Origin of the sequence: Streptomyces sp. S4.7, from assembly GCF_010384365.1 — a bacterium.
GTDB lineage: Bacteria > Actinomycetota > Actinomycetes > Streptomycetales > Streptomycetaceae > Streptomyces.
Genome location: NZ_CP048397.1, coordinates 4,797,932 through 4,810,279, shown reverse-complemented (window position 1 = coordinate 4,810,279; position 12,348 = coordinate 4,797,932). Strand labels below are relative to the sequence as shown.

At 70.7% G+C, this 12,348-nt stretch carries 10 protein-coding genes; 3 read left to right on the top strand and 7 right to left on the bottom strand.

Annotated elements, in window-relative coordinates; translation table 11 throughout:
• Positions 1 to 21: 21 nt before the first annotated feature.
• From SSPS47_RS21600 to SSPS47_RS21590, 3 genes are all read left to right on the top strand, one after another.
• Positions 22 to 1,308, top strand: coding sequence for an MFS transporter (locus SSPS47_RS21600; RefSeq protein ID WP_164252501.1), 1,287 nt, complete (start codon positions 22 to 24; stop codon positions 1,306 to 1,308).
• Positions 1,309 to 1,456: 148 nt separating this feature from the next.
• Positions 1,457 to 2,452 (top strand): sigma-70 family RNA polymerase sigma factor, encoded by a 996-nt coding sequence (locus tag SSPS47_RS21595; RefSeq protein ID WP_164252500.1) that lies wholly within the window; start codon positions 1,457 to 1,459, stop codon positions 2,450 to 2,452.
• An 81-nt stretch (positions 2,453 to 2,533) separates the two neighbouring features.
• Positions 2,534 to 4,969 carry a SpoIIE family protein phosphatase gene (locus SSPS47_RS21590; RefSeq protein WP_164252499.1) on the top strand — a complete coding sequence of 812 codons (2,436 nt, stop codon included), beginning with the start codon at positions 2,534 to 2,536 and terminating at the stop codon, positions 4,967 to 4,969.
• On the opposite strand, the gene SSPS47_RS21585 is transcribed toward SSPS47_RS21590, so the two are convergent.
• From SSPS47_RS21585 to SSPS47_RS21555, 7 genes are all read right to left on the bottom strand, one after another.
• Positions 4,956 to 5,321 carry an STAS domain-containing protein gene (locus SSPS47_RS21585; RefSeq protein WP_239065007.1) on the bottom strand — a complete coding sequence of 122 codons (366 nt, stop codon included), beginning with the start codon at positions 5,319 to 5,321 and terminating at the stop codon, positions 4,956 to 4,958. The genes SSPS47_RS21590 and SSPS47_RS21585 overlap by 14 nt on opposite strands.
• A gap of 65 nt (positions 5,322 to 5,386) precedes the next feature.
• Positions 5,387 to 6,664 (bottom strand): thymidine phosphorylase, encoded by a 1,278-nt coding sequence (locus SSPS47_RS21580; protein ID WP_164252498.1) that lies wholly within the window; start codon positions 6,662 to 6,664, stop codon positions 5,387 to 5,389.
• A gap of 15 nt (positions 6,665 to 6,679) precedes the next feature.
• Positions 6,680 to 7,090 (bottom strand): cytidine deaminase, encoded by a 411-nt coding sequence (locus SSPS47_RS21575; protein WP_147874212.1) that lies wholly within the window; start codon positions 7,088 to 7,090, stop codon positions 6,680 to 6,682.
• On the bottom strand, positions 7,087 to 8,352 hold the full coding sequence (locus tag SSPS47_RS21570) for an ABC transporter permease (protein ID WP_164252497.1): 1,266 nt from the start codon (positions 8,350 to 8,352) through the stop codon (positions 7,087 to 7,089). The genes SSPS47_RS21575 and SSPS47_RS21570 overlap by 4 nt, the downstream gene beginning before the upstream one ends.
• On the bottom strand, positions 8,349 to 9,521 hold the full coding sequence (locus SSPS47_RS21565; RefSeq protein ID WP_239065006.1) for an ABC transporter permease: 1,173 nt from the start codon (positions 9,519 to 9,521) through the stop codon (positions 8,349 to 8,351). The genes SSPS47_RS21570 and SSPS47_RS21565 overlap by 4 nt, the downstream gene beginning before the upstream one ends.
• Positions 9,518 to 11,104 (bottom strand): ABC transporter ATP-binding protein, encoded by a 1,587-nt coding sequence (locus SSPS47_RS21560; RefSeq protein WP_164254808.1) that lies wholly within the window; start codon positions 11,102 to 11,104, stop codon positions 9,518 to 9,520. The genes SSPS47_RS21565 and SSPS47_RS21560 overlap by 4 nt, the downstream gene beginning before the upstream one ends.
• Before the next feature lie 181 nt (positions 11,105 to 11,285).
• Positions 11,286 to 12,335, bottom strand: a complete 1,050-nt coding sequence (locus tag SSPS47_RS21555; protein ID WP_164252496.1) for a BMP family ABC transporter substrate-binding protein — start codon at positions 12,333 to 12,335, stop codon at positions 11,286 to 11,288.
• Positions 12,336 to 12,348: the final 13 nt, after the last annotated feature.

Below are 12,348 nucleotides of genomic sequence, written 5' to 3'. Positions count from 1 at the left end.
GGGTGTCCGTACGTTCGTCGTATGCCCTACGTCAGTACAGAGGCGCCCGTCACCACGGGTGCCCTCGCCTCCGCGCCCCCGGCCTCCCCGGCCGACGAATCCCTCTCCCCCGGCCGGCCCGGCTACCGGCGCATGAGCCTCGGTCTCTTCGCCGCCGGGGTCGCGGCCTTCGCGCTGCTCTACTCCACGCAGGCGCTGCTGCCCGCCGTCTCCGCCGACTTCGGCGTGACGGCCGGGCAGGCCAGTTGGACGGTGTCGGCGGCCACGGGCGCGCTCGCGCTGTTCGTCCTGCCGCTGAGCGCGCTGTCCGAGCGCTTCGGGCGGCGCACGCTGATGACGGTCTCTCTGACGGTCGCGGTGGTCGTCGGGCTGCTCGTGCCGTTCGCGCCGAATCTGGAGTGGCTGATCGCGCTGCGCGCGGTCCAGGGCGCGGCGCTGGCCGGGCTGCCCGCCTCCGCGATGGCGTATCTCGCGGAGGAGGTACGGCCCAGGGCGCTGGTCGGGGCGATCGGGCTGTTCGTCGCGGGCAACAGCATCGGCGGTATGAGCGGCCGTATCGTGGCCGGCTGGGTCAGTCAGCTGTGGGGCTGGCGGGCCGGGCTCGCGGCGGTCGGGCTGATCGCGCTGGTGTGCGCGGTGGCCTTCCGCGTACTGCTCCCCAAGGCGCGCCACTTCACGCCCGGAACGCTCGACCCGCGTGCGCTGGCGCGGACCGTGGGCCGTCATCTGGCGGATCCGCTGCTGCGCAGGCTGTACGCGATCGGCGCGCTCTTCATGACGGTCTTCGGCGCGGTCTACACGGCGATCGGATACCGGCTCGTGGAGGCCCCGTTCAACCTGCCGCAGGGCGTGATCGGTTCGATCTTCCTGGTCTATCTGGTCGGCACGCTCTCCTCGGCCGCGGCCGGGAAGCTGGTGGAGCGGCTGGGGCGGCGCGGCGCGCTGTACCTGGCGGTCGGGACGACGGCGGCGGGTCTGCTGCTGTCGCTGACCGACTCGCTCGCCGCCGTACTGCTCGGTCTGGTCCTGATCACGGCGGGCTTCTTCGCGGGCCACGCCGTCGCCTCGTCGGCGGTGAGCCGTACGGCGAAGACGGGCCGCGCACAGGCGTCGGCGCTCTACCAGAGCGCGTACTACGTGGGCAGCAGCGTCGGAGGCACGCTGGGCGCCGTGGCGTTCCACACCGGCGGCTGGGGTGCGACGGTCGGGCTCGGACTGCTCGCGGTGCTCGGGGTGGTATCGGTGACGCTGTACGGGACGCACGCCGCACGCGTGGAGGAGCGGGCCCTGGCGGCGGCCGGACGGTAGAACCGGTGCCGGTCACCCCGAACGGGGCGGCCCGCGACCCACACCCCTGGGCGGACCAGGCAGTTCTCGCCGTGGCGCACCGATTGTCAGTGGGCTGCGGTAGCTTCCGAAGGACTGGGTTCGAAGGGGGCTACTGGGGTGACCATCGATGAGTGATACGGCTACGACGCAGGATCTCGACTCCCGGCTGGAGAAGCACCGGACGGAGCTGACCGGATACTGCTACCGGATGCTCGGCTCGGCCTTCGAGGCCGAGGACGCCGTGCAGGACACGATGGTCCGCGCCTGGCGGAGCTTCGACAAGTTCGAGGGCCGGTCGTCGCTGCGCTCGTGGCTCTACCGCATCGCGACGAACGTCTGCCTCGACATGCTCAACGCGGGCAATCGGCGTGCCAGGCCCATGGATCTGAACGAGGCGACCCCCGTGTCCCAGGCGAAACTGAACTCACGACCCGAGGTCACCTGGCTGGAGCCGGTCCCCGACGGCCGGGTCCTGCCGTCGGTGGTCGACCCGGCGGAGACGGCGGTCGAGCGGGAGACGATCCGGCTCGCCTTCGTGGCCGCCCTCCAGCATCTGCCGCCGAAGCAGCGTGCCGTGCTGATCCTGCGCGAGGTGCTGGCGTGGAAGGCCAGTGAGGTCGCCGAGCTGCTGGAGACGACGGTCGCCTCGGTGAACAGCGCGCTCCAGCGGGCCCGCGCGACGATCGCCGAGTCGCGGCCGGCCTCGACGGACGCCTCGGACCCGCTCGACGAGGAGCAGAAGGCGCTCCTGGAGCGTTACGTGGCCGCGTTCGAGGGTTATGACATGAAGGCGCTGACCGCGCTCCTCCATGAGGACGCGACGCTCTCCATGCCCCCGTACGACCTGTGGCTGCGCGGGCACGACGACATCGTGGGCTGGATGCTCGGTGTCGGCGAGGTCTGCCGCGGCTCCCGGCTGGTGCCGACGGTCGCCAACGGCACGCCCGCGTTCGCGCACTACCACCCGGCGCGGGACGGCGAAGGGTTCACACCGTGGGCGCTGATGGTCATCGAGATCGAGGAGGGCAAGGTCAGGGGGATCACATCGTTCCTGGACACCGAGCGGTGGTTCCCGCTGTTCGATCTCCCGGCGCGCCTGGAGAAGGACGGGAGCCCGGCCTAGACAGGCGTCCGGGGCTGCGTTTGCTCCTGGGCGGGGCCCGGCCCATGGTGGATGTATCGGGGTGTCGGTGGGAAGGGCACGATGACGCCAATCGGAACCGCCAGTAAGAACCGGGTGCCGTGGCCGGAGGACGCCGCCGCGGCAGCGGGTACCGCCAGAGTCACGGTGGACCCGCGCGGCACTGTCACAGGGTGGAACGAGAGCGCTCGGCGGCTGCTCGGCTATACCTCCGAGGAGATCGTCGGGCGGCAGGCACGCGAGTTGCTCGCCGGGGAGCCGTCCGCCGAGTCGCCGCCGTTCGCCGCGTCACTGCGCAGGTGGGACGGGTCGGTGACGCTCCTCCACCAGGACGGTCACAGCCTCACGGTGCGTCTGCTGGCCCACCGCCGGACCCAGGACAGCGACGACGCCGAGGGCGGGTGGTTCCTGTTCTCCGCCCTCGCCCCGGACTCGTCGCCCTCGAAGGACGTCGAGCTGGTGAAGTGGGCGTTCGCCGGGTCCCCGGCCACGGCCTCGCTGTACGACGCCAACCTGCGGCTGCGGCTCGCGAACTCGGACATGGAGCGGGCGGTCGGTCTGTCCGAGGAGGCGATGCGTGGCCTGCGTGTCTCGGAGATCGTGGCCGACCCGCAGGCCGTCCGGACGGAGCGGCACATGCGCCGGGTGCTGGAGACCGGCGAGCCGGACCAGGTGCAGGCACTCCTCAAACTGGCGGATCGCCGGGGCCGGAGCACCTGGACGATCTCCCTCGCGCCGGTTCTGGACCCCGGCGGCAGCGTGCGGGGCGTACTCGCCTCCGGCCGGGACATGACCGAGGAGCACCGGGCCCGGAACCGTCTGGTCCTGATCAACGAGGCCAGCGTCCGTATCGGCACCACCCTGGACCTCGACCGCACCGCGCAGGAGCTGGCCGAGGTGGCCGTCCCGCGGCTCGCCGACTTCGTCACCGTCGACCTGGTTCCCTCCATCGAGGACGGCGAGGACCTCCGCGCCGGTCCGCTGAGCAGCCCCGTCAGACTGCGCCGGGTCGCCTGCCGGTCCGTCCTGGAGGGCTGCCCCGAGGCCGTGGTCGCGCAGGGGGCGGTGGCCGCCTACCCGAGGGGCTCGCCGGCCGCCGAGTGCCTGTCCCCGGGGCGGCCACTGATCCGGGAGGTCACCCCGGCCAAGTTGGCCGTATGGGAGAAAAACGCCCCGGATCGGGCCGAGAGGGTGCGGAAGTACGGCTTCCATTCGGTGCTCGCCGTGCCGATGCGCGCCAGGGGCATCACCCTCGGCGCCGTCACCTTCTCCCGCCACCGTCGCCCGGAGCCCTTCGAACAGGACGATCTGCTGCTGGCCGAGGAGATCACCGCGCGGGCCGCGGTGTGCATCGACAACGCCCGCCGCTACGGCCGTGAGCGCCGCACCTCCCTCACTCTCCAGAGCAGTTTCCTGCCGGGACGGCCGCCGCAGCAGGCCGCGGTGGAGATCGCCACCCGGTATCTGCCCGCCAGCGCGCGGGCGGGCGTCGGCGGCGACTGGTTCGACGTGATCCCGCTCTCCGGCGCCCGCGTCGCCCTGGTCGTCGGCGACGTGGTCGGCCACGGCATCCAGGCGTCGGCGGCCATGGGGCGCCTGCGCACCGCCGTCCGTACCCTCGCCGACGTCGACCTCCCGCCGGACGAACTGCTGACCCATCTGGACGATCTCGTCATCCGGCTCTCCGCCGAGGCCGACAGCGCGGAGGTCCCCTCCGGCGACATCGGCGCCACCATGCTGTACGTGGTCTACGACCCGGTCACCCGGCTCTGCACCCTGGCCCGTGCCGGGCATCCGGTACCGGCCCTGATGACCCCGGAGGGCGGGGTGGAGTTCATCGACATACCCGTGGGCCCGCCCCTGGGAGTCGGTGGCCTGCCCTTCGAGACCACGCAGCTGGAGCTGCCCGTGGGCAGCGTCCTGACGCTCTACACCAACGGTCTCGTCGAGGCCCGCGACCGTGACCCCGAGGAAGGTGCCAACACGCTGCGCGAGGTGCTGGCACGTCCCGCCGAATCCCTGGAGGAGAGGTGCGACACCGTGCTCCGGACGCTACTCCCCGACCCGGACCGCCCGGCCGACGACGTGGCGCTGCTGATGGCCCGTACCCGTGCCATGGACGCGGCCCATGTCGCCACCTGGGACGTGCCGCACGAGGCCGCCGCCGTCGCCAAGGTCCGTAAGGACGCCTGCCGGCAACTGGGCGAGTGGGGACTGGACGACGCCGTGTTCATCACCGAGCTGGTGGTCAGCGAGCTGGTCACCAACGCGATCCGTTACGGCGACGCCCCCATCCGCCTGCGGCTGATCCGCGACCGCAACCTGATCATCGAGGTCGCCGACGGCAGCAGCACCGCGCCCCATCTGCGCCGCGCCCGGGTCTCCGACGAAGGCGGGCGCGGGCTGCTCCTGGTCGCGCAGCTCACGCAGGGTTGGGGCACCCGTCAGACGTACACGGGCAAGACGATCTGGGCCGAGCAGAGCCTCACGCCGATCTGACCGGCGGAGGGTCGGGACCCGTTTCGACCGGGCCGCCGCCGGGCCCGCCGGCCCGCAAGACATCCGTCAGGCCGACGAGCTCCAGCAGCATCAGCAGTTCGGGCCCCGCGCCGGTCAGCCGGATCCGGCACCCGCGCCTGCGGGCGACGAGCTGAAGTCTGGCCAGGGCGTTGAGGGTGACGGCGGTCGGCCTGCCGAGCGCGCCGACGTCGCAGACCGCGTCGGTGGCGTCGCTGTCCCTCAGCCGTGCGGCGAGCTGGTCGCAGAGCTGGGGGACATCGGCGGCGGTGATCGGTCCGCGCAGTGCGAGGAGGATCGTCTTGGTGGCTTCCACATCCATTGAGACCGGCACGGGTGCCGGAACTCATCGCAGTGCACCGGACACGGTGCGCGAGGGCCGCCCGGCGGGCGGGCCCGTCAGGCGATCCGGTCGAGGACGATCGGTGCAGGGGTGAACGCGGTCCCGGCCGGGGCGATGTCGTACGCGGACGTCAGCGACGCGAGGGCGTAGTCGAACTTCTCGGGGGTGTCGGTGTGCAGGGTGAGCAGCGGCTGCCCCGCCGTCACGGTGTCCCCCGGCTTGGCGTGCAGCTCCACGCCCGCGCCCGCCTGCACGACGTCCTCCTTGCGGGCGCGGCCCGCGCCGAGGCGCCAGGCGGCGACGCCGATGTCGTACGCGTCCAGCCGGGTCAGCACCCCGGAGGACGGGGCGGTGACCACCTGACGCTCACGTGCCACGGGCAGCGCCGCGTCCGGGTCGCCGCCCTGGGCCACGATCATGCGGCGCCAGACGTCCATGGCCGAGCCGTCGGACAGGGCCTTGGCCGGGTCGGTGTCCGGCAGACCGGCGGCGTCCAGCATCTCGCGGGCCAGGGCGAGCGTCAGCTCCACGACGTCGGCCGGGCCGCCGCCCGCGAGGACCTCGGCCGACTCGCGCACCTCCAGGGCGTTGCCCGCGGTGAGCCCGAGCGGGGTGGCCATGTCGGTGAGCAGGGCCACGGTGCGTACGCCGTGGTCGGTGCCGAGGCCGACCATGGTCGAGGCCAGTTCGCGGGCGTCCTCGACGGTCTTCATGAAGGCGCCGGAGCCGACCTTGACGTCCAGGACCAGTGAGCCGGTGCCCTCGGCGATCTTCTTGGACATGATCGAGGAGGCGATGAGCGGGATCGCCTCGACGGTGCCGGTGACGTCGCGGAGCGCGTACAGCTTCTTGTCGGCCGGGGCCAGTCCGTCACCGGCGGCGCAGATCACGGCGCCGGCGGAGTCCAGCACGGCCAGCATCTCGGCGTTGGAGATCCGGGCGCGCCAGCCGGGGATGGACTCCAGCTTGTCGAGGGTGCCGCCGGTGTGGCCGAGGCCGCGTCCGCTGAGCTGCGGGACGGCCGCGCCGCAGGCGGCGACCAGCGGCGCGAGCGGCAGCGTGATCTTGTCGCCGACGCCGCCCGTGGAGTGCTTGTCGGCCGTGGGGCGGGACAGCGACGAGAAGTCCATGCGTTCGCCGGAGGCGATCATGGCGGCGGTCCAGCGGGCGATCTCCGTGCGGTTCATTCCGTTGAGCAGGATCGCCATGGCGAGGGCCGACATCTGCTCGTCGGCGACGTCACCGCGCGTGTAGGCGTCGATGACCCAGTCGATCTGCTCGGGGCTCAGCTCACCGCGGTCCCGCTTGGTACGGATGACGGAGATGACGTCCATGGTGTGCCTCGATTTCTAGGAGAGGTGCTGCGGGCCGAAGGCCTGGGGCAGCATCTCGGAGAGCGGGAGGACCCCCTCCGGGGTGTCCAGCAGCAGGCCGGGGCCGCCGAACTCGTACAGCAGCTGGCGGCACCGGCCGCACGGCACCAGGAGCGCGCCCGCGCCGTCCACGCAGGTGAAGTGCGTGAGCCGGCCGCCGCCCGTCGCGTGGAACGCGGAGACGAGCCCGCACTCGGCGCACAGGCCGAGGCCGTACGAGGCGTTCTCGACGTTGCAGCCGGTGACCGTCCTGCCGTCGTCCGCCAGGGCGGCGGCGCCGACCGGGTAGCCCGAATACGGCGCGTAGGCACGGGACATGGCGTCCCGGGCCGCCGCGCGCAGGGCCTCCCAGTCCACGCCGCCGGTGGCGGCGTCGGCGCCGGTCATGTGCCCTGGCCTCTGCGATACGCCATGCCGTTGGCCTTGGGCATCCGCAGCCGTTGTGCGGACAGGGCGAGGACGAGCAGGGTCGTCACGTACGGCGCGGCGTCGACGAACTGGCTCGGGACCTGGTCCACCAGGGCGTACCAGGTGAACAGCAGCGCGGAGACGACCGCCGAGATCACCGCGGAGACGTACCTGCGCTTGTAGAGCTGCCAGCCCACGACGAGCACCAGCAGGATCGCCAGCAGCAGGAGCATGGCGTGCACGTTCTCGGCGCCGCCGCGCAGCTTGAGGCTGTCGGTGAAGCCGAACAGTCCGGCGCCCAGCGCCATGCCGCCCGGCATCCAGTTGCCGAAGATCATCGCGGCGAGACCGATGTAGCCGCGCCCGCCGGTCTGGTTCTCCTGGTAGATGCCGGTCGCGACGATGGCGAGGAACGCGCCGCCGAGTCCGGCGAGGCCGCCGGAGACGGTGACGGCGATGTACTTGTACTTGTAGACGTTGACGCCGAGCGTCTCGGCCGCGATCGGGTTCTCACCGCAGGAGCGCAGGCGCAGCCCGAAGGACGTACGCCACAGGATCCACCAGGTGGCGGGGATCAGCAGCAGGGCGACGATCGTCAGCAGGGACAGGCCCGTCACCAGACCGCCGAGCACGCCGGCGATGTCGGAGATCAGGAACCAGTGTTTCTGTTGGAGATCGGCCAGCCCGTCGGCGAGTCCTGGAATGGTGATCTCGGTGATCGAGTCGATGCGGGGGGACTGCTTGGAGGAGCCGCCCTCCTCGTGGGCGAAGGTGAAGTTGGAGAGGTAGCGGGTCACGCCGACGGCGAGGATGTTGATGGCCACACCGGAGACGATGTGGTTCACGCCGAAGGTGACGGTGACGACCGCGTGCAGCAGACCGCCGAGCGCCCCGCCGAGTATGCCGAACAGGACACCGACCCAGGGGCCCCACTGGAAGCCGGCCCAGGCACCGAACCAGGTGCCGAGGACCATCATTCCTTCGAGTCCGATGTTGATGACGCCCGCGCGTTCGGCCCACAGGCCGCCGAGTCCGGCGAGGCCGATGGGTACGGCGAGTTCGAGCGCGCCGGCCACCTGTCCCACGGAGGTGATGTCCTCGGCGCCGCTGATCAGCCGGACCAGGGAGATCAGCGCGAGTCCGCCGGAGATGATCAGCAGAATGACGGGCAGGGTGAGCTTGCGCCGCCCGCCGCCCTTCTTGGGAGCCGCACTCGCTGCGGTAACGGTGCTGGTACTCACAGGGCAGCCCCCTTGTCGTTCTTGGAAAGGGAATCGGAGCCCGGCCCGGTGCCTGGTCCGGAGTCGGCCTCGGTGCGGATCGCGGCGCCCGCCGCGAGCTCCTCGCCGACCTTCTGCTGCTGGCGGCGGAGCCCGTAGCGGCGGACCAGTTCATAGCTGACCACGACCGAGATCACGATCAGGCCCTGCATGATCGTCGCGATCTCCTTCTCGTACCCGAACTGGTCGAGAGAGGCGGACGACTTGTCGAGGAACGCGATCAGCAGCGCGCTGAAGGCGATGCCGAGCGGGTGGTTGCGGCCCAGCAGCGCGATCGTGATGCCGGTGAAGCCGATCCCGGTGGGGAAGTCGAGGCTGTAGGTGTGGGTGTCGCCCAGCAGTGTCGGCATGCCGACCAGACCGGCGATCCCGCCGGAGATCAGCATCGACGTGAGGATCATCTTCTTGGCGTCGACGCCGGAGGCCTGCGCGGCGCTCTCGCTGGCGCCGGTGGCGCGCAGGTCGAAGCCGAAGCGGGTGCGGCCGAGGACGAACCAGTAGATGACACCGCAGAGCGCGGCGACGAAGGTGAAGCCGTAGATCTCGCCGGCCTCGGCGCCCATGGACAGTCCGGGGAACCAGCCGGACTCCGGGATCTCACCGGTCGTCAGGTTGTTGGAGCCGACGGGCTGCTCACCGAAGTTCTTCGGCAGGATCAGCCAGGCGACGAGGCTGGTCGCGATCGAGTTGAGCATGATCGTGGAGACGACCTCGCTCACCCCGCGCGTGGTCTTGAGGATGCCCGCGATGCCTGACCAGAAGGCGCCGACGAGCATCGCCGTGATGACGACGAGCGCGATCTGGAGCGGGCCGGGCAGGTTCACGCTGGCACCGACGAGCGCCGCCATCATCGCGGCGAGGCGGTACTGGCCGTCGACCCCGATGTTGAAGAGGTTCATCCGGAAGCCGACGGCGACGGCGAGCGCGGCGAGGTAGTACGTACCGGCCTGGTTGACGATCAGGACCTGTACGTCGACGTAGCTCGCCGACTCGAACATGATGCGGTACGGCTCCCACGGGTTGGTGCCCGAGACGAGCAGCACCACCGTGGTGAGGGCGATGGCGACGACCAGCGCGAGCACCGGGCCGGCCAGGCCCAGGATCAGCCGGTCCTTGTCGAACTTCTTCATCGGGCCTCGTCCTCCGGGGCTGCCTCTAGGTGGCCGGTGGCGGCGCCGGTCATGGCGGTGCCCAGCTCCTCCGGGGTGATGGTCGCGGGGTCCGCGTCGGCGACGAGCCTGCCGCGGTACATCACGCGCAGGGTGTCGGAGAGCCCGATCAGCTCGTCCAGGTCGGCGGAGATCAGCAGCACCGCGAGCCCGTCGCGGCGGGCGGCCTTGATCTGGTCCCAGATCTGGGCCTGGGCGCCGACGTCGACGCCGCGCGTCGGGTGGGCGGCGATCAGCAGCTTCGGACTGTGGCTCATCTCGCGGCCGACGATCAGCTTCTGCTGATTGCCGCCGGACAGGGAGGCGGCCGTGACGTCGATCCCGGGGGTGCGGACGTCGTACTCGACCACGATGCGCTTGGTGTCGGTGCGCGCCGCCTTGGGGTCGAGGAGTCCGCCCCGGCTGTTGGGGCGTTCGGTCACATGGCCGAGGATGCGGTTCTCCCACAGAGGCGCCTCCAGCAGCAGTCCGTGCCGGTGCCGGTCCTCGGGGATGTAGCCGATGCCGCCCTCGCGGCGCTTGCGGGTCGGCGCGTGCGAGATGTCGGCGGTGTCGAGGGTGATGACTCCGCCGTCCGGGTCACGCAGCCCCATCAGCGTCTCGATCAGCTCGGTCTGGCCGTTGCCCTCGACGCCCGCGATGCCCAGGACCTCGCCGCGGTGGATGGTGAAGCCGATGTCCGAGAGCACCTCGCGTACGACGCCGTCGGAGTCGGTGGCCGTGAGCCGCAGGTCCACGACCTTGAGCACGGGGACGTCGGTGACGGTGGACTCGCGGGTCTCGGGCGAGGGGAGTTCGCTGCCGACCATCAGCTCGGCGAGCTGCTTGGTGCTGGTGTTGGCGGGGTCGGCCGTGCCCACGGTCGTACCGCGCCGGATGACGGTGATGTCGTCGGCGACGGACAGCACCTCGCCCAGCTTGTGCGAGATGAAGATGACGGTGAGGCCCTCGGCCTTGAGTTCGCGCAGGTTGTCGAAGAGCGCGTCGACCTCCTGCGGGACGAGGACCGCGGTGGGCTCGTCGAGGATGAGGATGCGGGCGCCCCGGTAGAGGACCTTGAGGATCTCCACGCGCTGGCGGTCGGCGACGCCGAGGTCTTCGACGAGGGCGTCGGGGCGGACCCCGAGGCCGTACGCCTGGGAGATCTCGTTGATCTTCCGCCGCGCCCCCTGGCCGATGCCGTGCAGCTTCTCGGCCCCGAGGACGACGTTCTCCAGGACGGTGAGGTTGTCGGCCAGCATGAAGTGCTGGTGCACCATGCCGATGCCGCGCGCGATGGCGTCGGCGGGGCTGTTGAAGGTGACCTGCGTGCCGTCGACGGTGATGGTTCCCTCGTCCGGCTTCTGCATGCCGTACAGGATCTTCATCAGGGTCGACTTGCCGGCGCCGTTCTCACCGACGAGGGCGTGGACGGTGCCCTTGCCGATGGTGATGGCGATGTCGTGGTTGGCCACGACGCCGGGGAACCGCTTGGTGATGCCGTGCAGTTCTACGGCGGGGGGGCTGCTGGACGCGTTGATGACGCACTCTCCTTGGCCGGACAGGAGCTGGGGCGGGGCGGAGGGCAGGGCGGGGGTGAAGCTATCGCGCCGGAGGGGCGTCTACACGCGTAGCGCTGCCGAATCGTGAGCGTAGATCTTGGGGAGAAACGGGTACCGCCGTCGCGACCGGGGCCCGGAACGCGGCGGATGTCGCCGTCGCTCCGGGCCCCGTGCACAACACTGGTTACGGAGCCGTCTTGACGGTGATCTTGCCGTCGACGATCTCCTGCTTGGCCTTGTCCACCGCGGCGGTCACGTCGGTCAGCTTGACGTAGGCCGGGTTGGAGTCGGTGAGGCCGACGCCGTCCTTGTCGAGGCCGTAGCGGATCTCACCGTTCTGCGGCTCGCCGTCCTCGACCGACTTGATCAGGTTGAACACCGCGTCGGCGATGTCCTTGGTGACCGAGGTCAGGATGCTGTCCTTGTACTGGGCGAGACCGGCCTGCTTGTACTGGTCGGAGTCGACGCCGATGTTCCACTTGCCCGCGGCCGAGACGGCCTCGATCGAGCCGGAGCCGGCCAGACCGGCCGCCGCATAGATCACGTCGGCCTTCTTGTCGAGCTGGCCCTGCGCCGCGGCCTTGCCGAGGTCGGGCTTGGAGAAGCCGTCGAAGTTCGGGGGCTGGGTCAGGTACTGGGAGAGCACCTTCACCGAGGGGTCGGTGTCCTTGACGCCCTGCGCGTAGCCGGCCTCGAACTTCTTGATCAGCGGGGTCTCGACACCGCCGATGAAGCCGACGGTCTTGGACTTGGTGGCCTTGGCCGCCGCGACACCGGCGAGGTAGGAGCCCTGCTCCTCGTTGAAGACCATGTTGGCGATGTTCTTGCCGGTCACCGACGAGTCGTCGATTATGCCGAAGGTCGTCTTCGGGAACTTCGGGGCGACCTTCTTGATGGCCGGGGCGTAGGCGAAGCCGACGCCGATCACCGGGTTGTTGCCGGAGCGGGCCAGCTCGGTCAGGCGCTGGACCTTGTCGGCGTCGGACTCGCCGTCGGACGGCTCGGCGTCGTTGCCCTTGACCTTGAGGTCCTTCTCGGCCTTCGCGAGACCCGCGTACGCGGCGTCGTTGAAGGACTGGTCACCGCGGCCGCCGATGTCGTACGCGATGGCGACGCTTTTCTCCTTGGAGTCGGACGCGGCGTCCGAGGAGGAGGTGTTGCCACACGCGGTGGCGGTCAGCGCGAGCGCCGCGGACGCGACGCCCACGGTTGCGATCCTGGTGATCCGGCGCAAGGGAGGCTCCTTC